The following is a 24,355-nucleotide window of genomic DNA, read 5'->3' as shown; positions in this document are numbered from 1 at the left end:
GCGCGGTTGCGCTTCGTTCGTGACCGGCGCAGAGGTGAGCCGCCATGCCGCAGCGGCTGACGTCCTGGGCGGCGTCCCGTGAGGGGACCACCCTCGCCTGCTCGGCGCCGGGCCGGGCACGATCAGCGGGCGCCACTCGGATGCGCACATACCGAAGTCGGCGTACCACTGCCCTGGTGGCCCCTTACGGGCTTGCACGGCCGCGTCTCCCGTCGAGTCCGGCATGGACGGTGACCTCGCCGCGGCTCCGCGGCCACCGCGTCATGGTCGGCGACCCCTGGTCGGAGGGCCGGCTCGCGCCGTCGCCCGCGATCCGCGCACCGGTGTGCTCCTTGCCGTGGCGAACCCCAGGGGAATGCAGGGTTACGCGGTGGGACGCCGAACACCTCCCGCGATGTCAGCCGGGCGTGATTGTCTTGAGGCATGATCGATGAGTTTCTGACCGGTGATCTGTCCGACGTGGAGGAGGCCGTCCGCAAGGCGGCGGCCGCCGAGATCGTGCCGCGCTACCGCCGGCTGGCCGCGCACGAGGTCGACGAGAAGACCGGCCCGCACGACCTCGTCACGATCGCCGACCGCAGCGCGGAGGAGCACCTGACCGCCTCGCTCACCGCGCTGATGCCCGGTTCCGTGGTCGTCGGGGAGGAGGCGGTGCACGCCGATCCGACCGTCGCGGAGGCGCTGCGCGGTGACGCGCCCGTCTGGATCGTCGACCCGGTCGACGGCACCCGCCAGTTCGTGCGCGGCGAGCCCGGATTCTGCACGCTCGTCGCGCTCGCCCTGCGCGGCGAGGTGCTCGCATCCTGGACCTACGCACCGGTGCTGGAGGAGTTCGCGGTCGCCGTCCGCGGCGAGGGCGCCCGGCTGGGCGGCACGCCGCTGCACTCCGGTTCACCCGCCCGGGGCTCGGTGCTCCGGGTGGCGATGTCCCATCCGGACTACACGACCCCCGAGCAGAAGCGCGCGCTGCTCGGACTCGCCGTCCCGGGCGTCGAGGCGAGGCCGTGCGGCTCGGCGGGCCTCGAGTACCTGGACGTCGCACGTGGCGACCTGGACGCGGTGGCGTTCTCGTGGGAGCTCGCCTGGGACCACGCGGCCGGTCTGCTCCTGGTCACGGAGGCCGGTGGCGCCCATCTCACGGTCACCGGCGAGCCGTTCCGTATCGCGGGCGTCAACGACCTTCCGTTCACGGCCGCACGCGACGAGGCCACCGCCCGCCGGGTCCGGGAGCTGCTGACCTGAGGTGGCGGCCCGGTGCGCCCAGCCCGGTCGCACGGGCCCGCTCACACGGCCCGGTTCACACCATCCGGGCCCGTACCTCCCGGATCAGGGCGCCCGCGTCCGCCACCGCTGCCGCGTCCAGGCCGGCCAGCGCCGCCGACACCCGCTGCGTGAAGTCCCCGGGGACACCAGGGAGCGCCCCCGCCGTCGCCAGCGCGCCCTTCTCGTTCACGCACCACAGCCGGTGGTGTGCGTGCAGCGCCTGTACCAGCACGCCGAACGCCCGTGACAGACACAACGACACATGGAGGGTGTCCCCGGACCCGGCCGACTTGCCCGCGGCGGCGACCGAGAAATCCGCCTCCCACGCGGCGTCGACCAGTGCGCGGCGCAACGGCTCCGGGTACTGCCGCGTCCGCTCCCGCAGCGCCGCCAACTCGCCAGCCGGGTCGGCCAGCACGCGGCACAGCGCCACCTCGCCCGCGTACGCCGGCGACCAGAACCCCAGCGGATGCCCCGGCTGGCTCCCCGTCTCGAACCGTCCGGCCAGGCAGTCCGTCCACACCCGCTCGACCCGGTCCAGGTCCCGCAGGATCCAGTCCACCGGCACTCCGCCGAGCGACAGCCATGCACCGCCGTCGACCCAGGGGCCCCAGCCACCCGGCCCCGCGACCTCCACCGGCCCGCCGGTCAGCTCGGACGCGAGTGCCGTCAGGGCGTCGACATCGACCTGGCCCCGGTAGTAGACGCCGAGATCCCAGTCGGAGTCCGGCCGGTGCGTGCCCCGGGCCCGGCTGCCGCCGAGCGCCACCGCGCGGACGCCGGGCACATGCGCGAGCCGCGCCGCCATGTCTTCGATCGTGTTGTTCATCGCGACCGGACGGTACCCGGCCACGCGATGTCACCGCCCCGGAATATCCTTGGGACTCCTGGCGTCGGCTGACAAAGGAGTCCGAAGGTGCCGTCGATGCTCGATGCCGTCGTCGTGGGAGCGGGCCCCAACGGGCTGACCGCCGCGGTCGAACTGGCCCGCCGCGGCTTCTCGGTCGCCGTCCACGAGGCCCTGGACACCGTCGGCGGAGGCGCGCGGACGGAGGAGCTCACCCTCCCCGGCTTCCGCCACGACCCGTGCTCCGCGGTCCACCCGCTCGGCATCGGCTCTCCCGCCTTCAGGGGCATGCCCCTGGCCCGGCACGGCCTCGAGTGGCTGCAGCCGGAACTGCCCCTCGCCCATCCGTTCCCCGACGGGACCGCCGCGCTGCTCAGCCGCTCCGTCGGCGAGAGCGCCATGTCGTTCGGCGCAGCCGACGCCGGCGCGTACCGCCGACTGGTCGCCCCCTATCTCGGCCACTGGGACAGCCTCGCCGCGGACTTCCTGCGCACCCCCTGGGACGGGCTGCCCCGCGACCCGTACCGGTACGTCCGCTTCGGCCTCGACGCGATCCGGCCAGCGAGCATGCTCGCCCGCCGTTTCCGCGGCGAGAAGGCCCGTGGCCTGCTCGCCGGGCTCGCCGCCCACGCCATCGCCCCCACCAGCGGCGTGGCCACCGGCGGTATCGCCCTGCTCTTCGCCCTCGCCGCGCACGAGGTCGGCTGGCCCGTCCCGCGCGGCGGGTCACAGGCGATCTCGGACGCCCTCGCCTCCTACCTGCGCGAACAGGGCGGCACGATCCACACCGGCACCACGGTCAAGCGGCTCGACGAGCTCCCGCCGGCCCGCGCGTACATCTTCGACACCTCGCCGACCGCGCTCGCCAGGATCGCGGGCCTCGGCCAGGCGTACTGGCGCTACAGATACGGCGCGTCCGCCTTCAAGATCGACTACGCGCTGTCGGGCCCGATGCCGTGGACGGCCGAGGAGGCCCGTGCGGCCGGGACGGTGCACATCGGTCCCACGGCTGCCGAGATCGAGAGCGCCCTCGGCGCGGCGGTCTCCGGCCGCGCCCCCGAGGTCCCCTTCCTGATCACCGCCCAGCCGAGCGTGATCGATCCGACCAGAGCACCGGAGGGCAAGCACGTCCTGTGGGCGTACGGCCATGTGCCGGCCGGCTGGGAGGGTGACGCGACCGAGGCCGTCGAGCGTCAACTGGAGCGCTTCGCGCCCGGCTTCCGCGACCTCGTCCTGGCCCGCGCCGTCGCCGGCCCGCCCCAACTGGCCGCGCGCAACGCCAACTACGTCGGGGGCGACATCGCATGCGGTGCGTTTTCCGGCCTCCAGACCGTCATCCGCCCCAAGCTCGCCCGCGTCCCCTACGCCACTTCGCACCCCGCCGTCTTCATCTGCTCCTCCGCGACGCCGCCGGGCCCCGGCGTGCACGGTATGTCCGGCCACCACGCGGCCAAGGCGGTGTGGCGCCGCCTGCGGGCGCGCTGAGCCGACACCTGCGGCGTGCCTTCCTGCTCAGCGGCGAACCGCTCACCGCGAGCGTCGTGGTCGATGAAGTGCGACTCGCCGCCGTCGCCGGCGAACTGGCCGGGGCGCGGGAACGACTCGCGCGGCAGATCGTGAAGGGCGGCCGGTGGGAGAGATGATCGGACCCATGACGCAGATCACTCTTGTACGCGGCGACATCACGCAGCAGCACGCCGACGCGATCGTCAACGCCGCCAACTCCTCGCTGCTCGGCGGAGGGGGAGTCGACGGCGCCATCCATCGCACGGGCGGCCCGGAGATCCTCGCCGAGTGCCGGGCCCTGCGCGCCTCCCGCTACGGCAAGGGGCTCCCCACCGGGCAGGCCGTCGCCACCACGGCCGGGCGTCTCGACGCGGCGCACGTCATCCACACCGTGGGCCCGGTCCACAGCACAACCAAGGACCGCTCGGAGCTGCTCGCCTCCTGCTACCGGGAATCCTTGCGCGTGGCAGCGGAGTTGGGGGCCCGGACCGTGGCTTTTCCGGCGATCTCGACCGGCATCTACGGCTGGCCCATCGACGACGGCGCCCGCATCGCGATCGCCACGGTCGGGGAGTGCGCCGCGGAGCCGGTCACCGAGGTGCGCTTCGTCCTCTTCGACGAGGCGGCGTACGCGGCCTTCGAGGCCGCGCTCGAGGCCCGCGCCTGACCCCGTCGTTCCCGTCAGCGAGGTCCGACGCGGTCGGCCGCCTCCGCCGGAAGCGGGTACACGCGCTCCGGGGGGAGCAGCGCACGCGCCGCTTCGAGGTCGCCGTCCGCGACCGTCCTGCGGATCGCGTGGGCGAGCGGCGTCACGTCACGGATCCCGGTGATCCAGTCGTCCAGGTAACGGTCGACCGCCGGGCCCGAGAGCCCGATCTGGATGGCCCGGTGCGGCAGCGGGTTCAGCCCCAGATCCCTCTCGGGGTCCCACTGGACCCGCACCGGGCTCGACCTGAGCGCTTCGCGCCACCGGCTCTCGGTGGCGAAACGGGACCGGTCGAAATGGCTGAGGCAGGCATGGGAGAGGGCCCACTCGAAGCCCTCCCGGGACATCTCGACCGCGAGCACCCGTTCCTGGTCGGCCTTGGTGGCCCAGCCGCAGCGGTACATCATCCACAGGAACGACGGCTTGATCCACGTCATCCGGTCGCGTTTGAACGGTTCGACGAAGGTGCCCGACTCGAGCGCCGGGTTCGCGATCCGCGCCGCGTACGCCTGGTACACGGTGATCGTCTCATCGGTGAAGACCGCACGGACCTCGTGCGTGGGGCTCTGCAGCATGGGGCGACCTTATGCGCGGTACTGGACGCCGGGAACTGATTTTCGCCCTGGCAGGGCAACGGCGATGTCGGATTCTCGCCAGCGACCGCGCCGCCGAGGCCTCATTCTGGACGCATGCACACCGACATCGAGCGCTGCGTACGTGCCGTTCAGTCCAAGGACGCGCGGTTCGACGGATGGTTCTTCACCGCCGTACTCACCACGCGGATCTACTGCCGTCCCAGCTGCCCGGTCGTGCCGCCGAAGGTCGAGAACATGACCTTCTACCCGAGCGCCGCCGCCTGCCAACAGGCCGGGTTCCGGGCCTGCAAGCGGTGCCGGCCCGACACCAGCCCCGGTTCCCCCGAGTGGAACGCCCGCGCCGACGCGGTCGCCCGGGCCATGCGGCTCATCGGGGACGGCGTCGTCGACCGGGAGGGCGTGCCCGGGCTGGCCGCGCGGCTCGGGTACTCGGCCCGGCAGGTGGAGCGCCAGTTGCTCGCCGAGTTGGGCGCCGGCCCGCTCGCACTCGCCCGGGCGCAGCGCGCGCAGACCGCGCGCCTGCTCATCGAGACGACCGCACTGCCCATGGCCGAGGTCGCCTTCGCGGCCGGCTTCTCCTCCATCCGCACCTTCAACGACACCGTCCGCGAGGTTTTCGCGCTCGCCCCGGGCGAGCTGCGCGAGCGGGCGGGACGCTCGGGGCGGGCCCGCACCGCGCCCCGGCCCACTCCCGGCGTGATCACACTCCGGCTCCCGTACCGGGCGCCCCTCAACCCGAGCAACCTCTTCGGCCATCTCGCCGCCACCGGTGTGCCCGGCGTGGAGGAATGGCGGGACGGCGCGTACCGGCGCACGCTCTGTCTGCCGTACGGGCACGGGATCGTCGCCCTCACCCCGCACCCGGACCACATCGGCTGCCGTCTGTCGCTCACCGACCCGCGCGACCTGACCATCGCGATCAGCAGATGCCGCTGGATGCTCGACCTGGACGCCGACCCGGTCGCCGTCGACGACCAGCTGCGCGACGATCCGCTGCTGGCCCCGCTGGTCGACAAGGCACCCGGGCGGCGCGTGCCGCGTACCGTCGACGCGGCCGAGTTCGCCGTACGGGCCGTGCTCGGCCAGCAGGTCTCCACGGCCGCCGCCCGCACCCACGCGGGCCGGCTGGTACGGGCGCACGGCGTACCCGTGGAGGACGCGGAGGGCGGCCTCACCCATCTCTTTCCGACCTCAAAAGCCCTGGCCGCCCTCGATCCCGACACCCTGGCGCTGCCCCGCAGCCGCCGCACGACACTGACCACTCTGGTCGCCGCCCTCGCCGACGGGACGCTGAAGCTCGACCCGGGCAGCGACTGGGACCGGGCACGGGTCCAGCTCGCCGGCCTGCCCGGGTTCGGACCGTGGACCATCGAGGTCGTCGCCATGCGCGCCCTGGGCGACCCCGACGCCTTCCTGCCCACCGACCTCGGGATGCGGCGCGCCGCCGCCGAACTGGGGCTGCCGGCCACGCCCGCCGCCCTCACCGCACGCGCGGCGGCCTGGCGGCCCTGGCGCGCATACGCGGTCCAGTATCTGTGGGCGTCGGACGACCACCCCATCAACCACCTTCCCGCGTAAGGAAGTCCAGCATGACCAGCCTCACCTCCATCAGGCGGCACACAGTCGTCGACAGCCCGTACGGCCCGCTCACGCTCGTGGCGACCGACGGAGTACTGAGCGGCCTCTACATGACCGGTCAGCGGCACCGTCCCGGGGAAGAGACCTTCGGCGACCGCGACGAGTCGCCGTTCGCAGAGACGATTCGCCAGCTCGAGGCCTACTTCGCCCGTGAACTGACCGACTTCGACCTGCCGATGCACGTCGAGGGCACGGCCTTCCAGCGCAGCGTCTGGGAGAGGCTGCGGCAGATCCCGTACGGCGAGACCCGCACCTACGGCGAACTGGCCGAGGAGCTCGGCAACCGGGGCGCGTCCCGCGCGGTGGGCCTCGCCAACGGCAGGAACCCGATCGGCATCATCGTGCCCTGCCACCGGGTCATCGGCTCCTCCGGCAGCCTCGTCGGCTACGGCGGCGGCCTGGACCGCAAGCAGCGGCTGCTCGCGTTCGAGTACGGGGCGGGGGACGACGCGCTCTTCTAGGGTTTCTCGCCGGCCAACCGCTCCAGCAGCGCGGGCAGCGCCGTCCCGATCGGCTCCCGCACGACCTCGTCGGCCAGCTCGTCGTACGGTGTCGGTTCGGCGTTCACCACGATCAGCCGGGCGCCGTGCTCGGCCGCGATACCGGCCAGTGAGGCTGCGGGCTGCACCTGGAGCGTCGTGCCGACGGCGACGAACACCTCGCAGGCCTTGGCGACGGCCATGGCCTGGCCGAGTACCACCGGGTCCAGCCGTTCGCCGAACATGATCGTCGCCGACTTGAGGATCCCGCCGCACTTCGTGCACGCCGGGTCGTCCTCGCCTGCCGCGACCCGCGCCAGCGCGTCCGCCATCGGGGAGCGGACGTGGCAGCGGGTGCAGGTCACCGTCCGTGCGGTGCCGTGCAGTTCGAGCACCTTGCGGTCGGGCATGCCGCCGAGCTGGTGCAGCCCGTCGACGTTCTGAGTGATGACCCGCACCGCGACACCCGGGCGGCGGTCGAGCTCGGCCACGGCCCGGTGCGCGGCGTTCGGCTCCGCGTTCCAGGTCGCGCTCTCGCGCCGCATGATCCACGAGCGGCGCCGGATGTCGGGGTCGGCCATGTAGTAGTCGTACGTGACGAGCTTCTCGGCCTCCGGATCGCGCCGCCAAAGGCCCTGTGGGCCACGGTAGTCGGGGATGCCGGAGTCCGTGGAGATGCCGGCGCCGCTGAGGATCGCGACGAGAGTCATACGGCCGAGCCTACGCAGGCGGCGTCACCGTTAGCGAACCGTTTCCGCACCGCCGGTGCTACCGTCCGCCCATGCCGAAGGTCACGGTCAGTCTGGACGCCGAACTCGTCGTCGAGGTCATGGTTCTCGCCGGGGTGGGCAGTCCGCAGGACGCGGTCGAACTCGTCGTGCGCGACTACATCGCACGCGGCCACCGCACGGAGGCGCGGGCGGCCGCGCGCGAGGAGCCCCGCGCCGAACGGGACGTCACCCCGCCGGAGCCCCAGGGGTGACCTTGACGAACGGCGTCGGCGCGGCTCCCGTCCAGCGGTGCATCTCGGCACTGCCGGTCTGCCTGGTGACGCCGCCGTCGCGGACCTTGGCGGCCTTGCCCACGTAGAACCGGCCGTCGTCGAGCGCGACCAGCCCGAACTGCCCCGGGGACTCGAAGCCGTACGTCCCCGACGCCCTGTGCCGCAGTCCCTCGGGCAGCAGCGACAGCAGCAGGCCCCGCTCCGGCCGCCGCTGCCCGCGGATCTCACCGGTCACGGGCGGCCGGCTGCCGTCGACGACGAAGAGCCCGTAGTTGGGGAAGGACGGCTTGGTGCCCTTGTAGACGGCCATCAGCCAGTTGCCGCTGTGCCCGTCGTACTCCAGGTTCTGCACGCCGAACGTGGTGTTGCCGGTGTGGACGAAGTACTTGCCGTCGGGCCCGGCCGGGCCCCGGCGATTGTGGCGCGACTCGTCCAGAGGCCGCTCGTAACGCTTCCAGTCCCTCGTGTCGTACTGGAGCAGCACCTGGTGGTCGTTGTCCTCGCGGCGCGTGTTGGCGTACACGCCGTAGGCGACGGTCAGCCGCTGCGGCCCGCCCCTACTGCCGAAGGCGGGGCCGAACGCGATCCCGTCGATGCCGGCGTTCCCGTAGCGGTGGTCGGCGGTGTCCGCGGTCGGGCCGTCGAAGACGCCGTCGCCGTCCATGTCCGCCGTGTGGTCGCGGCGGACCTCGTCGAGATGGACGGTCGTCACCACGCCGCCGGTCTGCGCGTCCATGTTCATCCGCGTCATCCGGTCGCCGTCGAAGACGGCGATGTGGAAGGCCACGGCATCGGCGTACTCCAAAGAGCCGTAGACCCGCCCGTCCCGCGGGTTGAAGTCCAGGTCGCCCAGGTGCCCGCCGATGCCGCGGACCGATCCGAGCGGACGTCCGGCCAGGTCCGTCTTGACGATCATGTCGGTGAACGAGAAGTACAGATGGCGCTTGCCCGGGTCGAAGGCCATCCCCTGGAGGTGGCCCGACCTCCAGGTGCCCCCGGCGACGGAGGCGGGCAGCGCCCGTACGGGGGTATGCGCAGCGGCGATGCGGGGGAGGGCGGGGCCGACGACGGCTCGTGTGGTCGAGGATGTCTCGTGGGGGGCGGCGGCGGGAGCGGTGCCGGCGGTCGTCACCAGCGTCAGGGCCGCGATGGCGGTCAGCCAGCCGCGCAGCTGCAGGAACATTGTCCCTCCGGAGTCCTGGGGATCCGGATGCTGCCCGGCGGGTGTGCACGGCCCTGGTCGGTTCGGACAACGCGTCGTGAACGGCCGTCTACGGTGGGCCGGTTACCGGCGGAACGGGCGAAACCCGCCCCGGTCGGGCGGTCAGACGACCGGTGGCAGCCCGCTCTCCAGCTCGACCGTGCCGGTCCCGGCCGCCAGCGCGTCGAGGGCGGCGAGCACCCGGTCGCCCAGCGAACCCAGCAGATACTCCGGGAGGTCCTCCCGGGCCACCAGCCGCCAGGACACCAGCTCCTCCTCCTGCAGCCGGATCGCCTCGAACCGGTCCGCGGACAGCACTCCGCCGTCGTACACATACGCGGCGATCGGCGGTCGGCCCTCTCCGGGCACCCAGTCGACCGCGAGCAACGCCCCCAGCTCGACTTCCAGGCCGATCTCCTCCAGCGTCTCCCTCCGGGCGGCCTGGCGCGGCGTCTCGCCCAGATCGGACTCGACGGTGCCGCCGGGCAGCGCCCAGCCCTTGCGGTAGTTCGGCTCGACGAGCAGCACCCGCCCCTCGCCGTCACGCAGCAGCGCGGCGGCGCCGGCGAGGACACGGGGCAGGGACGCAATGTACGCCGCGTAGTCGGAGGTCGTCACGGCACGCAGCGTAGGACATGGCCTGCGCCCGACGCGCCCGGCTTGTGCTTCCCGACCATCTTTTCCGCGCGATGTCGGACGATGCCGGGGTGGCACGTCCTCCGACGCTGCCGATAGGGTCGGGGCGGCGCGACTGCCTGTTCGATAGCAAGGGATGCAAGGTGACGGACGGAGCAGTTTCTCAACCCGCGCGGGTGCTCGTCGCGGCTGACAAGTTCAAGGGCTCGCTCACGGCCGTGCAGGTCGCGGAGCGGGTGACGGCCGGCCTCCAGCGGGTCGTGCCAGGCCTGGCCGTTGAGGCCCTCCCCGTGGCCGACGGCGGCGACGGGACGGTCGCCGCCGCGGTGGCGGCCGGGTTCGAGCGCCGCGAGGTGCAGGTCACCGGACCGCGCGGCGAGTTGCTCACCGCGGCGTACGCCCTGCGGGACGGCACCGCCGTCGTCGAGATGGCGGAGGCCTCGGGCCTCCAGCACCTCCCGGCAGGCGTCTTCGCGCCGCTGACGGCCACGACGTACGGCTCCGGGGAACTGCTGCGCGCCGCGCTCGACGCGGGCGCGCGCACGATCGTCTTCGGCGTGGGCGGCAGCGCGACCACCGACGGCGGGGCAGGCATGCTCGCCGCGCTCGGCGGGCGCTTCCTCGACGCGTCCGGCCGGCCGGTGCCGCCCGGGGGCGGAGGACTGCGCGACCTTGCGACGGCCGACCTGTCCGGGCTCGACGCCCGTTTCAAGGACGTGGAACTGATCCTGGCCAGCGACGTCGACAACCCGCTGACCGGGCCCAAGGGCGCGCCCGCCGTGTACGGCCCGCAGAAGGGCGCCACGCCTGAGGACGTCGCCGTTCTCGACGAGGCCCTCGCGCACTACGCGTCCGTCCTCGGACCCGACCAGGCGGACCTGCCCGGCGCGGGCGCGGCCGGCGGCATCGGTTACGGGGCGCTCGTCGCCCTCGGAGCGAGCTTCCGGCCCGGCATCGAGGTCATGCTCGACGTACTCGGCTTCGCCCGTGCGCTGGAGCGGGCGACCCTCGTCATCACCGGTGAGGGCTCCCTGGACCAGCAGACCCTGCACGGCAAGGCCCCCGCGGGCGTCGCGGCGGCTGCCCGTGCCCGCGACCTCGAGGTCGTCGCGGTATGTGGCCGCCTGGCCCTCCCCCCGGAGGCCCTGGGCCACGCGGGAATCCGCCGCGCCTACGCCCTGACGGCGATCGAACCGGACCCGGCGAAGTGCATGGCGGAGGCGGGGCCGCTGCTGGAGCGTGCGGCGATGTCCATCGCAAGGGACTTCCTGACCTGACGGGACGGCCCAGGGCGCGGCAGCTTCGGGCCGCGCCTTGCGGGCCACCGCTCGCGCCGGGTGGGCTGTGCCTGGGCGATGCCCCGCCCCTGCCCGGGCTCGGCCCCCTCTGGCCATACCATCGTCGCGGCCATGATCGACGAGGAAGCCACGGTGAAGCGCTTCCGGCGCCACGCGATCGGTCGATCGTGGCTCGTGCCGCACTGAGGGGTGCGCAGGTTTCCGTACTGGACGGCGCGTGCCACCAGGCCGCCGGGCCTTCGGGCGATGTGCCACGCAAAGGTTCTGCGGAAACGGGCGGTTCCGGCCCGAACGCGATGTGGTCGAGCCCGTGGACCGGGGCTGTGCGCGTGCACAACGTGGCTCTCCCGCCGCTGGTCAGGCGCAGCGAGTCGGGTGGGAGACATGGACCGCGGGTGGCGGCCGGTGTTGGTGTTGGCTCCGACAGGCGAGCCGACCGCTGGCGAGCCGGACAAGGGGTTGCGTATGGCCGCCGCGCTGGAGGTGCGGGCGCTGTCCGTGGGGTACGGGCCCGTACGGGCGTTGCGAGACGTCTCCATAGAGGTGCCCGAGCGCGCCGTAGTCGCCGTGCTCGGCGGCAACGGCGCAGGCAAGTCCACCCTGCTGCGGGCGGTGTCACGCACACTGCCGTTCCAGCGAGGGCACGTCACCGCCGGGACGATCACGTTCGAGGGCCGCCCGCTCGACGGCCTCAGTGCCGCCGGCGTCGTGGCAGCAGGAGTCGTCCAGGTGCCCGAGGGCCGGCAGGTCTTCGCGCGGATGACCGTGGCGGACAATCTGCGGGCCGGGACCCTCGGTGTGCGCGGCCGCCGGGAGTCCGCCGCATCGCTCGCCCGTGTGCACGAGCTGTTTCCCGTACTGGCCGACCGGGCCCACCAGAAGGCCGGTCTCCTGTCCGGCGGCGAGCAGCAGATGCTCGCCATGGGCCGTGCGTTGATGGCCCGGCCCCGGCTGCTCCTGCTGGACGAGCCCTCCCTCGGCCTCGCCCCGCTGATGGCGGCGCGGATCGCGGAGACGGTCCAGGAGATCAACGCGGCCGGTACACCCGTCATGCTCGTGGAGCAGAACGCGGCGATCGCCCTGCGCCTGGCGTCCACCGCGTACGTCCTGGACGTCGGCGAGGTCGCGCTCGCGGGCCCCGCCGACGAGCTGGCGGCCTCCGACGAGGTCCGGCGCCGCTACCTCGGCGTCGTCGACGAGACCGCCGCGCAGGATGCCGACCGGGCCGAGCGCGTCGCGCCCGAGCTGCGGAGGTGGTCTGCATGACCACGACGACAACCACCACGACCACCGCCGTCGCGACGCTCGCGGTCGAGGACGTGACCGTCCGTTTCGCCGGGCTCACCGCTCTCGACGGGGTCTCGTTCACCGTCGAACCGGGCAGTGTCCACGCCGTCATCGGGCCGAACGGGGCCGGCAAGTCGACCACGTTCAACGTGCTCTCCGGCGTCTACAAGGCGACAGCGGGCAGCGTCCGCTTCGGTGACGACGAGCTCACCGGCCTCCCGCCGCACCGCATCGCGGCCCTCGGCGTGGCCCGGACGTTCCAGAACCTCGCGCTCCCGCCCAGCGCCACGGTCGCCGACAGCCTGCTGCTGGGCCGGCACCGGCTGACCCGTACCGGGTTCGTGGCGGCGGGACTGCGGCTGCCGTCGGCGGCGCGCGAGGAACGCCGGCACCGCGAACGGGTGGCGGAGATCGCCGAGTTCGTCGGCCTCGCGGACGACCTCGACCGGCCGGCCGGTGAACTCCCGTACGGCAAGCAGAAGCTCGTGGAGCTGGCCCGCGCCCTGTGCATGGAGCCGCGGATCCTGCTCCTCGACGAACCCGTCGCCGGAATGACCGCCGACGAACGGCGGCAGACCGCCGCCGTCGTCGCGGGCGTACGCGACAGCCTCGGTATATCGATCGTGCTCGTAGAACATGACATGGGGGTGGTGATGCGGCTCGCGGACGCCGTGACCGTGCTCGACTTCGGACGCCGTATCGCGGGCGGCACGCCCGCACAGGTGCAGAGTGATCCGGCAGTCGTCCAGGCGTACCTCGGTACGGAGGCCACGCCATGACCACGTTCACCGAACTTCTCCTCGGCGGCCTGTCCATGGGCTCCGTCTACGCACTGATCGCCCTCGGCTTCGTCGTGATCTTCAAGGCGACCGAAGTGGTCAACTTCGCCCACGCCTCGCTCCTGCTCGCCGGCGGCTACGTCACCGCCGTCCTCCACGACGACCTCGGCTTCTGGCCGGCGCTGGCCGTCGGCATCGCGGGCGCCGCGGTCGTCGGCTCGGCCGTCGACTTCCTGGTCATGCGGCGCTACCGGGGCTCCGACCACAGCGTCCTCGCCATCGTGACGATCGGCGTCGACATCCTGCTGACGACCGAGCTGACCCGCCTGATCGGCACGGACGTGATGGCGCTGGGCGACCCGTGGGGCGACCGGGTCGTGAACCTCGGTGAGATCACGATCGCCCAGACCAGGATCGCCGCCTTCGCCGCGGCAGCGCTGCTGATCACCGCGTTCCTGCTCGCCTTCCGTTACACCTCGTGGGGCGTGGCCATGCGGGCGGCGGCCGAGAACCCGCAGACGGCCGCGCTGATGGGGGTACGCCTCGGCCGGGTGTCCATGTCGGCCTGGGCGGTCGCCGGTGCGCTGGCCGCGGTCGCGGCGCTGTTCCTGACCGTCTTCCCGACGCCCGGCCTGGAACGGGCCACGTCGCTCGCCGCCCTCAAGGCGTTCCCCGCGGCCATCCTCGGCGGCCTGGACTCGACGACGGGCGCGCTCGCCGGCGGTCTGATCGTCGGGGTCACGGAGTCGTTCGCCACGGGATACCAGAGCGAACTGACGTTCCTCGGCGGAGGGATCGGTGACCTCGCCCCGTATCTGGTGATGCTGCTCGTGCTGCTGGCGCGGCCCGCCGGACTCTTCGGCACGAAGGAGCTAGCCCGTGTCTGACACCTCCCGCCCGGGCCCGGTCACGCCGGCCCCCGACGCCCCCGCCGGCCAGGCGGCCGACTCCGGGACCGCCGGGCCCTCCGTGCCCGAGTCGGCCGCGTCGAAGCCGTCCGCGCCTGCGGCGGTGCCTGACGCCCACGCCGCCGACACCGACACCGAGCCCGCGGCTTCCGCGACGCCGGCCGAGCCATCGGCGGCAGAGCCGCCGGAGCCACCCACGGCCGTGCGGCCGACGTGGCTCCGCGCCCGGCCAAGGCCGCGCGCGTACGCCTGGGTCGCGCTCTCGCTCCTGCTCCTCGCGCTGCCCTTCTACCTCGACCGTTTCTGGCTGCAGGCCGGGCTGTTCGCCATGGCCGCCGCCATCGGCGCCATCGGGCTCAACCTGCTCACCGGTGCGACCGGGCAGCTGTCCATGGGCCACGCCTTCTTCCTCGCCGTCGGCGCGTACGGCTACTGCGTCCTGGCCGGCGGCAACGAGGTGGAGAGCGGCCACCAGCTCACCGGCTTCGGCCTGCCGACCTGGCTGGCCGCCGTGCTCGCCGTGTGCCTCGCGGGGCTCGCGGGCGGTGTGTTCAGCCCGATCGCCGGCCGGCTGCGCGGTGCGTACCTCGGTATCGCGACCCTCGCGCTGATCTTCGTCGGCCAGCATGTGCTGTTCAACGCCCGTGACCTGACCGGCGGTTTCAACGGCCGCTCCGTACCTCCGCTCTCCCTCTTCGGGTTCGACTTCGACGACGCGGAACTCGTTGTCGCCGCCGTCCCGTTCCAGTCCATGGAGAAGCTCTGGTACGTCGCGCTCGTCGCGCTCCTGGCCTGCGGGCTCTTCGCCCGCGGGGTGCTCCGCGGGCGGCCCGGCCGGGCGATGAACGCCCTGCGGGACCACCGCATCGCCGCCGGCGTGATGGGCGTGCCGGTCGCCCGCTACCGTGCCGCCGTCTTCGTCCTGTCCTCGATGTACGCGGGCCTGGCGGGCGTTCTGCTCGCGCTGGTCTTCCAGCGGACCGTGCCCGAGTACTTCGGCATGATCCTCTCGCTCGAGTACCTCGCCATGATCGTCATCGGCGGTCTCGGCACGGTGGCCGGCGCCGTCGTCGGCGCCGTCTTCGTCTCGCTGCTGCCCCAGGTGCTCACCCGCTGGAGCGACGCCCTGCCCCTGGTCTCCGCACCGGGCACCGGCGGCGTCTCCCCGGGCGAGGCATCCCGCTATCTGTACGGCGCGGCGGTCGTCGCGGTCGTGCTGTTCCTGCCCGGCGGCCTCACCCGCCTCGTTCCGTCCTCTCGGGAGAAGAAATGAAATCAAGAACCTATGCGGCGGTCCTCGCCGTCCTCGCGCTGACGGTGACGGCCGGCTGCAGCTCCAAGGCCGCCAGCGGCGACGGTGACACCAAGGGCGCCGGGGGAGTGAAGACCGGGAAGGGCGTCAGCGACAAGACGATCACTCTTGGCGTGCTGACCGACATGACCGGGGTCTACGCGTCCCTCGGCAAGAGCGTCACCCAGGCCCAGCAGCTGTGGGCCAAGCAGACCAACGCCGCCGGCGGTATCTGCGACCGGAAGATCGAACTGACCGTTCGCGACCACGGCTACGACCCGCAGAAGGCCGTTGCCGGTTACACCGAGCTCGAGCCGAAGGTGCTCGGCTTCGCCCAGTTCATCGGCTCGCCGTTCGTCGCCGCGGTCGAGCAGCGCATCGACGGCCAGAACAAGGGGCTCGTACTGCCCCAGGCGTGGTCCGCGAGCCTGCTCGGAAGCCCGTACATCCGGGTGATCGGAGCGACGTACGACATCGAGACGATCAACGCCGTCGACTACCTGCTCGCCGAGAAGCGCATCGCCAAGGGCGACAAGATCGGCCACGTCTTCTTCGAGGGCGACTACGGCGAGAACGCGCTCGCCGGCTCCCGGTACGCGGCGAAGCAGGCAGGTCTCACCGTCGTCGAGCAGAAGATCAAGCCGACCGACAACGACATGTCCGCGCAGGTCGCCGCGTTGAAGAAGGCGGGCGTCAAGGCGATCCTGCTCAGCGCCGGCCCGCGCCAGGCGGCCTCGCTCGTCGGCGTCGCGGCGGCGGGCGGCTTCAACGTCCCGGTCATCGGCAACAACTCGGCCTTCGCGCCGCAGCTGCTGGCCACACCGGCGGGGCCGGCGCTGGCCAAGGACTTCTACATCGCCGCGTCCACGCTTCCCATCGGGGCACCCGACGCGGGCCCGGCGAAGCTCGCCAAGGAGTACAAGGCCGCTTATCCGAAGGACGGCCTCGACAACGGCGTCGTCGCCGGGTACACGGCGGCGAGTGTCTTCGGCGAGGCGTTGAAGAAGGCGTGCGACTCCAAGGACCTCACCCGAGAGGGAGTGGACAAGGCGCTGCTGACGCTGAACAAGTACGAGAGCGACTTCGGCATCACTCACGACTTCTCGGACCCGGCGGCGCCGTCCACCCGCAAGAGCCTGATCATGAAGCCGGACAAGAGCGTCCCCGGCGGCCTGAAGGTGGTCCGCCCGGCCACGGCAGCGAAGGCCGCGGATTCCTACAAGCCCTCGGCGGGCTGACCCACCCCTGGCCCTCCCGGCCCGGCCTCGCCCCCTGGCGCACGTCGCCAGGGGGCGAGGCGTGCTCGGCGGACAATGCACGGCCCGCACGGTTGTAGGAAGGCGGCCGCTGGGTACCCGCCACAACGCACGGCCTGCGCGGCAGAGCTTGCCCCGCGGCAGATCGAGGAGGAGGCACAGCATGAGCACGGTGAAGGAGACCGTCGAGGTCGAGGTCCCCGTCCGCACCGCCTACAACCAGTGGACGATGTTCGAGGAATTCCCGAACTTCATGGAAGGCGTGGAGACGGTCACCCAGGTCGACGACCGCCACAACCACTGGACCACCAAGATCGGAGGAGTAAAGCGGGAATTCGACACCGAGATCGTCGACCAGCTCCCCGACGAACGCATCACCTGGCGCACCATCGGTGGCGACACCAAGCAGAAGGGCATGGTGAGCTTCCAGCGCCTGGACGAGACGCACACGCGCGTGGAACTCGTGATGGACGTCGAGCCCGGGGGTGTCGCCGAGAAGGCCGCTGACATGACCGGGATGATCGACCGGCGCGTCAAGGGCGACATGCGACGTTTCAAGGAGTACATCGAGCACCAGGGTGGCGAGAGCGGAGCCTGGCGCGGTCGCATCAAGCCGGGATGACCCCGGCTCGGGCCGTCGTCGTCGCAGTGGCGGCGGGTTGCCGCCGCCGCGACCGACGCCCCGGCCCGTACGCTCTGCCGCATGGTGCACGTACTTGGCAGCAGGATTCTGCTGAGCCCTACCGATCCGCAGCGCTCGCGCGACTTCTACGGCCGCGCTCTGGGGCTGGCGGTCTACCGTGAATTCGGGACCGGCACCGAGCGGGGAACGGTGTACTTCCTCGGCGGCGGGTTCCTCGAACTCTCCGGCCGCTCCGACACCCCGCCCTCGTCGGCGGTGCGGCTGTGGCTGCAGGTGCCCGACGTCCGGGCCGCCCACGACGAACTGCGGAAACGGGGCGTAGCGGTGCTGCGGGCGCCGCAGAGGGAGCCGTGGGGGTTGGTCGAGATGTGGATCGCAGACCCGGACGGAGTGCGCATCGCGGTGGTGGAGGTGCCCGAGGACCATCCGCTTCGCCATCGCCCTTGACGGGACTCAGCACCGTGCACCACAGCCGCCAGGCCGCGGCCACCGCCCACGGAACTGGCGGCGTTCCGTACCCGGCCGTGCGGTGATCGGGCGGCCCGAACGCGCCGAGGGCCCCGGATGCTCTCGCATCCGGGGCCCCTCGGCGTTCACGCCACGCGCGCCAGAGGCGCTACGGCACCTGCGCCGCCCGCGCCTCGCGGCTCTCGCGACGGTTGTCGCGGAAGGTGTTCACCCGGCGAGCCGTCGCGAACAGCGGGATCGTCGCCGCCATCACGATCTGCAGCGCACAGCCCATCTGCAGCATGACCTGGCCCCCGGGGGCGTCGAACGCCCAGGCCGCCAGCATGCCCATCGCCGCGACGATCCAGCTCAGCATCGCGACCGCAAGTACACCCCGCGGCTTCGGATACTCGACCCGGCTCACCATCAGCCACGCGGTGCCGATGATCGCCAGCAGTGTCGGGATGAACGGCAGCTCGAGCAGGACGATCGAGACGACGGTGAGCGCCCCGAAGGGGCTCGGCATGCCCTGGAACATGCCGTCCTTCATCGTCACGCACGAGAATCTCGCAAGCCGCAGCACCACCGCCAGCAGCACAACGATCGCCGCCACCGCCGAGACCTTCTGGTGGGCGTCGTCGCCGACCATTCCGTAGACGAGCACGAAGTACGCCGGCGCGAGGCCGAAGCTGATCAGGTCGGAGAGGTTGTCCAGCTCCGCGCCCATCGGCGAGCTGCGCAGCTTGCGCGCCACGAGTCCGTCGCAGAGGTCGAAGATCGCCGCGAGCAGCATGAGGATCACGGCGGTCGCGGCGCTGTGCCGCGCCATGCCGGTCTCCTGGCTGCCCTGCAGGTCCGGGATGAGGATTCCGGTGGTGGTGAAGTACACCGCCATGAATCCGCACGTCGCGTTGCCGAGGGTGAGCGTGTCCGCTATCGACAGGCGCAGCGACAGCGGCATCTCCTCGGTGTCGCCGTCCTCGTCCTCGTCGACCCAGTTGGTCGCCTGTGTGTCGGGATCAACCACGGTCAATGCGAGTCACCCCCGCGGTCGTGGTCTGACCGACCTCGACGGCGACGTCCACACCTTCCGGAAGGTAGATGTCGACGCGCGATCCGAAGCGGATCAGACCGATGCGCTCACCCTGCTCGACCTTCGTGCCCTGCGGGATGTAGGGGACGATCCGCCGCGCGACCGCACCGGCGATCTGGACCATCTCGATGTCGCCGAGTTCGGTGTCGAAGTGCCAGACAACGCGCTCGTTGTTCTCGCTCTCCTTGTTGAACGCGGGGACGAAGCCGCCGGGAATGTGCTCGACCGACGTCACCGTGCCGGCCAGCGGCGCGCGGTTGACGTGGACATTGAGCGGGCTCATGAAGATCGCGACGCGGGTACGTCCGTCCTTCCACGGCATGATGCTCTGCACCACGCCGTCGGCGGGCGAGATGACCCGGCCCTGTGCGATCTCACGCTCAGGGTCGCGGAAGAACCACAGCATGCCCGCCGCGAGCGCGGTGGTGGGCACGGCAACGGCCGCGGCCCGCCGCGAGCGGCGGGCACGGGCCAGGCTGAGTGCAGCGGTGGCGACGGTCGGCAGAAGCCACGGCGATGCTCCGCGAGCGATACGTACGCCAAGGAGGCTGTCGCGAGGTGCAGAGGTTTGGCTGTGGGGCATGGATGACCTTCGTAGCGGATGATGCCGCGCTGGCAACGGGGGACGGCGGCTTTCCCGCGATCGTATCGGTTACGACCCGCAACTGGGAAAGGCAGAAGCCGAGTCGGCGGCCGGAAGATGATGACAGGGTGTGATCATCTTCCGGCCTTAACCGACTCAAAAGCGACAATCAACCCTGGAATCGGTACTCCTCGAGCAGCCGACGACCAATGATCATTTTCTGGATCTCGGCGGTACCTTCGCCGATCAGCAGCATCGGGGCCTCCCGGTAGAGGCGCTCGATCTCGTACTCCTTGGAGAAGCCGTAGCCGCCGTGGATACGGAAGGCGTCCTCGACGACTTCCTTGCAGTACTCGGAGGCGAGGTACTTCGCCATCCCTGCCTCCAGGTCGTTTCGCTCCCCGGAGTCCTTTTTGCGTGCCGCGTTCACCATCATCGCATGCGCGGCCTCCACCTTGGTGGCCATCTCGGCCAGCTTGAACTGGATCGCCTGGTGGGAGGCGATCGGCTTGCCGAAGGTGTGGCGCTGCTGGGCATAGGAGACGCCGAGTTCGAAGGCACGCTGCGCGACGCCGCAGCCACGGGCCGCGACGTTCACCCGGCCGACCTCGACCCCGTCCATCATTTGGTAAAACCCTCGGCCGGTGGTTCCACCGAGGACCCGATTGGCCGGAATGCGCAGTCCGTCCATGATGAGCTCGGTCGTGTCGACGCCCTTGTAGCCCATCTTGTCGATCTTCCCGGGAATGGTGAGGCCGGGGCGGACCTCTCCGAAACCGGGCTCCTTCTCGACGAGGAAGGTCGTCATCGACTTGTGCGGGGCGGTGCCCTCGGGGTGTCCTTCGTCACTCCGGCACAGAACGGCGACCAGAGTGGACGTGCCGCCGTTCGTCAGCCACATCTTCTGGCCGTTGAGGACGTACTCGTCGCCGTCCTTGACGCCCTTGGACGTGATGGCCGACACGTCCGAGCCGAGGGCCGGCTCCGACATCGAGAACGCGCCCCGGACCTCGCCGAGCGCCATCCGCGGCAGGAAGGTGTCCTTCTGCTCCTGCGTGCCGTGCTGCTTGAGCATGTACGCCACGATGAAGTGCGTGTTGATGATGCCGGAGACGGACATCCAGCCGCGGGCGATCTCCTCGACGCACAGCGCGTACGTGAGAAGGGACTCGCCCAGGCCGCCGTACTCCTCGGGGATCATCAGGCCGAACAGTCCGAGTTCCTTGAGACCGTCGACGATCTCCTGCGGGTACTCGTCCTTGTGCTCCAGTTCGGTCGCGACAGGAATGATCTCCTTGTCGACAAAGTCCCGAACGGTGGAAAGGATCTCCTGCTGGACGTCGGTCAGACCTGCGGTCCGGGCGAGTCGGGCCATGACTACTTCTCCTGCGTCTTGAGCTCGGGGCGGCCGGGCTGCTCGCCGCCGCGCTCCTTGATGTACGTCTCGGTCGGGACCATCACCTTGCGCCGGAAGACGCAGACGAGGGTTCCGTCCTGCTTGTAGCCCTTGGTCTCGACGTAGACGATGCCGCGGTCGTTCTTCGACTTCGACGGGGTCTTGTCGAGGACTGTGGTCTCGCCGTAGATGGTGTCGCCGTGGAAGGTCGGCGCCACGTGCCGCAGCGACTCGATCTCCAGGTTGGCGATCGCCTTGCCGGAGACGTCCGGCACGGACATCCCGAGCAGCAGCGAGTAGATGTAGTTCCCGACGACGACGTTCTTACCGAAGTCCGTCGTGTTCTCCGCATAGTTGACGTCCATGTGGAGCGGGTGGTGGTTCATGGTCAGCAGACAGAAGAGGTGGTCGTCGTACTCCGTGACCGTCTTCCCGGGCCAGTGCTTGTAGACGGCCCCGACCTCGAACTCCTCGTAGGTGCGTCCGAACTGCATGATCGCTCTGTCCTTTTCAGCCGGCGGGGATCTCGAACTTGCTGGTGCGCTGCATTCCGGCGGCGCGTCCCTTGCCCGAGATGACCAGCGCCATCTTGCGGCTGGCCTCGTCGATCATCTCGTCGCCGAGCATCGCCGAGCCCTTCTTGCCGCCCGCCTCGGACGTGTAGTAGTCGTACGCGTCCAGGATCAGCTCGGCGTGGTCGTAGTCCTCCTGGGAGGGCGAGAAGATCTCGTTGGACGCATCGACCTGCCCCGGGTGCAGCACCCACTTGCCGTCGAAGCCGAGCGCGGCGGCGCGCTGCGCGACTGCGCGGTAGCCGTCGATGTTGCGGATCTGCAGGTAGGGGCCGTCGATCGCCTGGAGGTTGTTGGCGCGGGCGGCCATCAGGATCTTCATCAGGATGTAGTGGTACGCGTCGGCAGGGTAACCCGGCGGCTGCTCACCGACGACCAGCGACTTCATGTTGATGGAGGCCATGAAGTCGGCCGGGCCGAAGATGATCGTCTCCACGCGCGGGGACGCCTGCGCGATGGCGTTGACGTTGTTGAGGCCCTGCGCGTTCTCGATCTGCGCCTCGATACCGATCTTGCCCAGCTCGAAGCCCATGGTCTTCTCGATCTGGGTGAGCAGCAGGTCGAGCGCGACGATCTGCTCGGCGCTCTGCACCTTCGGCAGCATGATGCAGTCGAGGTTCTGGCCGGCGCCCTCGACGACGGTGACGACGTCGCGGTAGGTCCACTCGGTGGTCCAGTCGTTGACGCGCACGACCCGCGTCTTGCCCGTCCAGTCACCCTCGTTGAGGAACTTCACGATGGTGTGCCGGGCCTCCGGCTTGGCCAGCGGGGCGCAGGCGTCCTCCAGGTCCAGGAAGACCTGGTCGGCCGGCAGGCCCTGTGCCTTCTCCAGGAACCGCGGGTTCGAGCCGGGCACCGCCAGGCAGGAACGACGCGGACGGAGACGGTTGACCGGGTGCACAGGCGTGCTCATGCGGGGACCTCCAGAGGGTCGAGCTTGTTCGCTTTACGGATCTCGTCGACGATACGGCCGATGATCTCCGTGATACCGAAGTCCTTCGGGGTGAATACGGCGGCCACTCCCGCCGCCTTCAGCGCGGCGCCGTCGGCGTTGGGGATGATCCCGCCGACGATCACCGGGATGTCGGCCGCGCCGGCGTCGCGCAGGCGCTCCAGCACGTCCGGCACCAGTTCGGCGTGCGAACCGGACAGGATCGACAGACCGACGCAGTGCACGTCCTCCGCCAGGGCGGCGGAGACTATCTGCTCCGGGGTGAGCCGGATGCCCTGGTAGACCACCTCGAACCCGGCGTCGCGGGCGCGTACGGCGATCTGCTCGGCACCGTTGGAGTGCCCGTCCAGGCCGGGCTTGCCGACGAGCAGCCGCAGCCGGCCGCAACCCAGCTCCTCCGCGGTGCGCGACACCTTCTCCCGTACGGCGGCGAGCGGGGTGCCCGCCTCCGCGGTGACCGCCACCGGGGCGCTGCTGACGCCCGTCGGTGCGCGGAACTCACCGAAGACGTCACGCAGCGCCCAGGCCCACTCGCCGGTGGTGACGCCCGCACGCGCACACTCGACGGTGGCCGCCATCAGGTTCTCGGTGCCCGCCGCGGCCTTCTTCAGCGTCGCGAGTGCCTCGGCGGCGCGGCCCTCCTCGCGGTCGGCGCGCCACTCGTGCAGCTTGGCGACGACCCGGGCCTCGTTCGCAGGGTCGACCGTCATGATCGCCGTGTCGAGGTCCGCGGTGAGCGGGTTCTCCTCGGTCGTCTCGTAGATGTTGACGCCGACGATCTTCTCGTCGCCCGCCTCGATCCGCGCGCGCCGCTCGGCGTGCGAGGAGACCAGCTGCGACTTGAGGTAGCCCGACTCGACGGCCGCCATCGCGCCGCCCATCTCCTGGATCCGGCCGATCTCGGCCAGGCACTCGTCGACGAGGGCGCTCACCTTGGCCTCGATGACGTGCGAGCCGGCGAAGATGTCCTCGTACTCCAGCAGGTCCGACTCGTGCGCCAGCACCTGCTGGATGCGCAGCGACCACTGCTGGTCCCAGGGCCGGGGCAGGCCCAGCGCCTCGTTCCAGGCCGGCAGCTGCACGGCGCGCGCCCGGGCGTCCTTGGACAGGGTCACGGCCAGCATCTCCAGCACGATGCGCTGGACGTTGTTCTCCGGCTGCGCCTCGGTGAGGCCCAGGGAGTTGACCTGGACGCCGTAGCGGAAGCGGCGCTGCTTCTCGTTCTCGATGCCGTACCGCTCGCGGGTGACCTTGTCCCAGATGCGGCCGAAGGCGCGCATCTTGCACATCTCCTCGATGAAGCGGACACCCGCGTTCACGAAGAACGAGATCCGGGCGACCACATCGCCGAACTTCTCCTGCGGCACCTGGCCGGAGTCGCGCACCGCGTCCAGCACGGCGATCGCGGTGGACATCGCGTACGCGATCTCCTGCACCGGTGTGGCCCCGGCCTCCTGCAGGTGGTAGCTGCAGATGTTGATCGGGTTCCACTTGGGGATGTTGGCCACCGTGTACGTGATCATGTCGGTGGTCAGGCGCAGTGAAGGACCGGGCGGGAAGACGTGCGTCCCGCGCGAGAGGTACTCCTTGACGATGTCGTTCTGCGTCGTGCCCTGGAGCTTGGTGATGTCCGCGCCCTGCTCCTCCGCGACCACCTGGTACAGCGCCAGCAGCCACATGGCGGTGGCGTTGATGGTCATCGAGGTGTTCATCTGCTCCAGGGGGATCTCCTGGAACAGCCGCCGCATGTCGCCCAGATGGGAGACCGGCACACCGACCCGGCCGACCTCGCCGCGGGCGAGGATGTGGTCGGGGTCGTAACCGGTCTGGGTCGGCAGGTCGAAGGCCACCGACAGACCCGTCTGGCCCTTGGCGAGGTTGCGCCGGTACAGCTCGTTGGACGCCTCGGCCGTGGAGTGGCCGGCGTACGTCCGCATGAGCCAGGGCCGGTCCTTCTTGCGCTCAGTCATCTACG

Annotated in this window: 26 protein-coding genes and 2 pseudogenes; 17 read left to right on the top strand and 11 right to left on the bottom strand. The window is 71.1% G+C overall.

Translation table 11 applies throughout. From position 1 onward, the window contains the following. Window positions 1-242: 242 nt before the first annotated feature. A pseudogene (locus IE198_RS34915) lies at window positions 243-427 on the top strand (hypothetical protein); the annotation flags it as partial. After that, on the top strand, window positions 424-1,242 hold the full coding sequence (locus IE198_RS02785) for an inositol monophosphatase family protein (protein ID WP_189882192.1): 819 nt from the start codon (window positions 424-426) through the stop codon (window positions 1,240-1,242). The pseudogene IE198_RS34915 and the gene IE198_RS02785, both read left to right, overlap by 4 nt. Before the next feature lie 55 nt (window positions 1,243-1,297). On the opposite strand, the gene IE198_RS02780 is transcribed toward IE198_RS02785, so the two are convergent. Then, window positions 1,298-2,092 (bottom strand): nucleotidyltransferase domain-containing protein, encoded by a 795-nt coding sequence (locus IE198_RS02780; protein ID WP_189882190.1) that lies wholly within the window; start codon window positions 2,090-2,092, stop codon window positions 1,298-1,300. A gap of 87 nt (window positions 2,093-2,179) precedes the next feature. Here IE198_RS02780 and IE198_RS02775 point away from each other — a divergent pair, with 87 nt between their 5' ends. From IE198_RS02775 to IE198_RS02765, 3 genes are read left to right on the top strand one after another with little or no spacing between them, the layout of a single operon-like run. Continuing rightward, window positions 2,180-3,595, top strand: a complete 1,416-nt coding sequence (locus IE198_RS02775; RefSeq protein WP_189882188.1) for a phytoene desaturase family protein — start codon at window positions 2,180-2,182, stop codon at window positions 3,593-3,595. Continuing rightward, window positions 3,571-3,753, top strand: a complete 183-nt coding sequence (locus tag IE198_RS02770) for a hypothetical protein (protein ID WP_189882186.1) — start codon at window positions 3,571-3,573, stop codon at window positions 3,751-3,753. The genes IE198_RS02775 and IE198_RS02770 overlap by 25 nt, the downstream gene beginning before the upstream one ends. Before the next feature lie 8 nt (window positions 3,754-3,761). Beyond that, window positions 3,762-4,283 (top strand): O-acetyl-ADP-ribose deacetylase, encoded by a 522-nt coding sequence (locus IE198_RS02765; RefSeq protein ID WP_189882184.1) that lies wholly within the window; start codon window positions 3,762-3,764, stop codon window positions 4,281-4,283. A gap of 14 nt (window positions 4,284-4,297) precedes the next feature. Here IE198_RS02765 and IE198_RS02760 read toward each other — a convergent pair whose 3' ends face one another. Beyond that, window positions 4,298-4,897, bottom strand: a complete 600-nt coding sequence (locus tag IE198_RS02760) for a DUF4291 domain-containing protein (protein WP_189882182.1) — start codon at window positions 4,895-4,897, stop codon at window positions 4,298-4,300. A gap of 114 nt (window positions 4,898-5,011) precedes the next feature. On the opposite strand from IE198_RS02760, the gene IE198_RS02755 reads away from it, so the two are divergent. Then, the gene (locus IE198_RS02755; protein WP_189882180.1) at window positions 5,012-6,496 is read left to right on the top strand and encodes an AlkA N-terminal domain-containing protein; all 1,485 of its coding nucleotides are present in this window, start codon (window positions 5,012-5,014) and stop codon (window positions 6,494-6,496) included. 11 nt (window positions 6,497-6,507) lie between these two features. Then, window positions 6,508-7,017 carry a methylated-DNA--[protein]-cysteine S-methyltransferase gene (locus IE198_RS02750; protein WP_189882177.1) on the top strand — a complete coding sequence of 170 codons (510 nt, stop codon included), beginning with the start codon at window positions 6,508-6,510 and terminating at the stop codon, window positions 7,015-7,017. Here IE198_RS02750 and IE198_RS02745 read toward each other — a convergent pair. Beyond that, the gene (locus tag IE198_RS02745; RefSeq protein WP_189882175.1) at window positions 7,014-7,745 is read right to left on the bottom strand and encodes an SIR2 family NAD-dependent protein deacylase; all 732 of its coding nucleotides are present in this window, start codon (window positions 7,743-7,745) and stop codon (window positions 7,014-7,016) included. The two genes, IE198_RS02750 and IE198_RS02745, sit on opposite strands and share 4 nt — an antisense overlap. A 71-nt stretch (window positions 7,746-7,816) precedes the next feature. Here IE198_RS02745 and IE198_RS02740 point away from each other — a divergent pair, with 71 nt between their 5' ends. Then, window positions 7,817-8,017, top strand: coding sequence for a type II toxin-antitoxin system VapB family antitoxin (locus tag IE198_RS02740; protein WP_189882171.1), 201 nt, complete (start codon window positions 7,817-7,819; stop codon window positions 8,015-8,017). On the opposite strand, the gene IE198_RS02735 is transcribed toward IE198_RS02740, so the two are convergent. Further along, complete coding sequence (locus tag IE198_RS02735) at window positions 7,992-9,221, bottom strand: YncE family protein (protein ID WP_229833700.1); 1,230 nt, start codon at window positions 9,219-9,221, stop codon at window positions 7,992-7,994. The genes IE198_RS02740 and IE198_RS02735 overlap by 26 nt on opposite strands. Before the next feature lie 141 nt (window positions 9,222-9,362). After that, the gene (locus IE198_RS02730; RefSeq protein WP_189882169.1) at window positions 9,363-9,857 is read right to left on the bottom strand and encodes an NUDIX domain-containing protein; all 495 of its coding nucleotides are present in this window, start codon (window positions 9,855-9,857) and stop codon (window positions 9,363-9,365) included. Between the two features lie 161 nt (window positions 9,858-10,018). Here IE198_RS02730 and IE198_RS02725 point away from each other — a divergent pair, with 161 nt between their 5' ends. The 9 genes and pseudogenes from IE198_RS02725 (at window position 10,019) to IE198_RS02690 (ending at window position 17,784) form a co-directional block, all read left to right on the top strand. Then, on the top strand, window positions 10,019-11,152 hold the full coding sequence (locus tag IE198_RS02725) for a glycerate kinase (protein WP_189882167.1): 1,134 nt from the start codon (window positions 10,019-10,021) through the stop codon (window positions 11,150-11,152). A 120-nt stretch (window positions 11,153-11,272) separates the two neighbouring features. Beyond that, a pseudogene (locus IE198_RS36525) lies at window positions 11,273-11,356 on the top strand (transcriptional repressor LexA); the annotation flags it as partial. Window positions 11,357-11,638: 282 nt separating this feature from the next. Continuing rightward, complete coding sequence (locus IE198_RS02720) at window positions 11,639-12,439, top strand: ABC transporter ATP-binding protein (RefSeq protein ID WP_189882165.1); 801 nt, start codon at window positions 11,639-11,641, stop codon at window positions 12,437-12,439. Then, window positions 12,436-13,239, top strand: a complete 804-nt coding sequence (locus tag IE198_RS02715) for an ABC transporter ATP-binding protein (protein WP_189882163.1) — start codon at window positions 12,436-12,438, stop codon at window positions 13,237-13,239. Before IE198_RS02720 ends, IE198_RS02715 begins: the two co-directional genes overlap by 4 nt. Next, window positions 13,236-14,126, top strand: coding sequence for a branched-chain amino acid ABC transporter permease (locus tag IE198_RS02710; RefSeq protein WP_189882161.1), 891 nt, complete (start codon window positions 13,236-13,238; stop codon window positions 14,124-14,126). Before IE198_RS02715 ends, IE198_RS02710 begins: the two co-directional genes overlap by 4 nt. 223 nt (window positions 14,127-14,349) lie before the next feature. Beyond that, complete coding sequence (locus IE198_RS02705) at window positions 14,350-15,420, top strand: branched-chain amino acid ABC transporter permease (protein ID WP_229833729.1); 1,071 nt, start codon at window positions 14,350-14,352, stop codon at window positions 15,418-15,420. Then, on the top strand, window positions 15,417-16,676 hold the full coding sequence (locus tag IE198_RS02700) for an ABC transporter substrate-binding protein (protein WP_189882159.1): 1,260 nt from the start codon (window positions 15,417-15,419) through the stop codon (window positions 16,674-16,676). The genes IE198_RS02705 and IE198_RS02700 overlap by 4 nt, the downstream gene beginning before the upstream one ends. A gap of 181 nt (window positions 16,677-16,857) precedes the next feature. Beyond that, entirely contained in the window at window positions 16,858-17,316 is a 459-nt protein-coding gene (locus tag IE198_RS02695) for an SRPBCC family protein (protein WP_189882156.1), read from the top strand. An 81-nt stretch (window positions 17,317-17,397) separates the two neighbouring features. Further along, entirely contained in the window at window positions 17,398-17,784 is a 387-nt protein-coding gene (locus IE198_RS02690; RefSeq protein WP_189882154.1) for a VOC family protein, read from the top strand. A gap of 169 nt (window positions 17,785-17,953) precedes the next feature. Here the strand turns inward: IE198_RS02690 and pssA are convergent, their stop codons facing one another. From pssA to IE198_RS02660, 6 genes are all read right to left on the bottom strand, one after another. Then, window positions 17,954-18,817 (bottom strand): CDP-diacylglycerol--serine O-phosphatidyltransferase, encoded by an 864-nt coding sequence (gene pssA / locus IE198_RS02685; RefSeq protein ID WP_373299742.1) that lies wholly within the window; start codon window positions 18,815-18,817, stop codon window positions 17,954-17,956. Continuing rightward, window positions 18,804-19,460, bottom strand: a complete 657-nt coding sequence (locus IE198_RS02680) for a phosphatidylserine decarboxylase (protein WP_189882153.1) — start codon at window positions 19,458-19,460, stop codon at window positions 18,804-18,806. The genes pssA and IE198_RS02680 overlap by 14 nt, the downstream gene beginning before the upstream one ends. Before the next feature lie 169 nt (window positions 19,461-19,629). Further along, the gene (locus tag IE198_RS02675) at window positions 19,630-20,835 is read right to left on the bottom strand and encodes an acyl-CoA dehydrogenase family protein (RefSeq protein ID WP_189882152.1); all 1,206 of its coding nucleotides are present in this window, start codon (window positions 20,833-20,835) and stop codon (window positions 19,630-19,632) included. A 2-nt stretch (window positions 20,836-20,837) separates the two neighbouring features. Next, complete coding sequence (locus tag IE198_RS02670) at window positions 20,838-21,350, bottom strand: MaoC family dehydratase (RefSeq protein ID WP_100110066.1); 513 nt, start codon at window positions 21,348-21,350, stop codon at window positions 20,838-20,840. Window positions 21,351-21,366: 16 nt separating this feature from the next. Continuing rightward, a complete protein-coding gene (locus IE198_RS02665; RefSeq protein ID WP_189882150.1) occupies window positions 21,367-22,341 on the bottom strand; it encodes an HpcH/HpaI aldolase/citrate lyase family protein in 975 nt (324 codons plus the stop codon). After that, entirely contained in the window at window positions 22,338-24,350 is a 2,013-nt protein-coding gene (locus IE198_RS02660; RefSeq protein ID WP_189882148.1) for an ethylmalonyl-CoA mutase, read from the bottom strand. Before IE198_RS02660 ends, IE198_RS02665 begins: the two co-directional genes overlap by 4 nt. Between the last annotated feature and the right edge of the window lie 5 nt (window positions 24,351-24,355).

It is taken from the genome of Streptomyces xantholiticus (genome assembly GCF_014651015.1).
In the GTDB taxonomy this organism is placed as follows: Bacteria; Actinomycetota; Actinomycetes; order Streptomycetales; family Streptomycetaceae; genus Streptomyces; species Streptomyces xantholiticus.
Note: the sequence above shows the minus strand (reverse complement) of the source record. Positions and strands in the feature narration are given on the sequence as shown.

Coding starts and splice junctions, on each gene's coding strand:
- IE198_RS02760 (WP_189882182.1), bottom strand. CDS start 4,897: ATGCTGCAGAGCCCCACGCACGAGGTCCGTGCGGTCTTCACCGATGAG.
- IE198_RS02695 (WP_189882156.1), top strand. CDS start 16,858: ATGAGCACGGTGAAGGAGACCGTCGAGGTCGAGGTCCCCGTCCGCACC.
- IE198_RS02745 (WP_189882175.1), bottom strand. CDS start 7,745: ATGACTCTCGTCGCGATCCTCAGCGGCGCCGGCATCTCCACGGACTCC.
- IE198_RS02740 (WP_189882171.1), top strand. CDS start 7,817: ATGCCGAAGGTCACGGTCAGTCTGGACGCCGAACTCGTCGTCGAGGTC.
- IE198_RS02690 (WP_189882154.1), top strand. CDS start 17,398: ATGGTGCACGTACTTGGCAGCAGGATTCTGCTGAGCCCTACCGATCCG.
- IE198_RS02785 (WP_189882192.1), top strand. CDS start 424: ATGATCGATGAGTTTCTGACCGGTGATCTGTCCGACGTGGAGGAGGCC.
- IE198_RS02720 (WP_189882165.1), top strand. CDS start 11,639: ATGGCCGCCGCGCTGGAGGTGCGGGCGCTGTCCGTGGGGTACGGGCCC.
- IE198_RS02700 (WP_189882159.1), top strand. CDS start 15,417: ATGAAATCAAGAACCTATGCGGCGGTCCTCGCCGTCCTCGCGCTGACG.
- IE198_RS02750 (WP_189882177.1), top strand. CDS start 6,508: ATGACCAGCCTCACCTCCATCAGGCGGCACACAGTCGTCGACAGCCCG.
- IE198_RS02660 (WP_189882148.1), bottom strand. CDS start 24,350: ATGACTGAGCGCAAGAAGGACCGGCCCTGGCTCATGCGGACGTACGCC.
- IE198_RS02665 (WP_189882150.1), bottom strand. CDS start 22,341: ATGAGCACGCCTGTGCACCCGGTCAACCGTCTCCGTCCGCGTCGTTCC.
- IE198_RS02675 (WP_189882152.1), bottom strand. CDS start 20,835: ATGGCCCGACTCGCCCGGACCGCAGGTCTGACCGACGTCCAGCAGGAG.
- IE198_RS02710 (WP_189882161.1), top strand. CDS start 13,236: ATGACCACGTTCACCGAACTTCTCCTCGGCGGCCTGTCCATGGGCTCC.
- IE198_RS02765 (WP_189882184.1), top strand. CDS start 3,762: ATGACGCAGATCACTCTTGTACGCGGCGACATCACGCAGCAGCACGCC.
- IE198_RS02780 (WP_189882190.1), bottom strand. CDS start 2,092: ATGAACAACACGATCGAAGACATGGCGGCGCGGCTCGCGCATGTGCCC.
- IE198_RS02735 (WP_229833700.1), bottom strand. CDS start 9,221: ATGTTCCTGCAGCTGCGCGGCTGGCTGACCGCCATCGCGGCCCTGACG.
- IE198_RS02755 (WP_189882180.1), top strand. CDS start 5,012: ATGCACACCGACATCGAGCGCTGCGTACGTGCCGTTCAGTCCAAGGAC.
- IE198_RS02715 (WP_189882163.1), top strand. CDS start 12,436: ATGACCACGACGACAACCACCACGACCACCGCCGTCGCGACGCTCGCG.
- IE198_RS02670 (WP_100110066.1), bottom strand. CDS start 21,350: ATGCAGTTCGGACGCACCTACGAGGAGTTCGAGGTCGGGGCCGTCTAC.
- IE198_RS02680 (WP_189882153.1), bottom strand. CDS start 19,460: ATGCCCCACAGCCAAACCTCTGCACCTCGCGACAGCCTCCTTGGCGTA.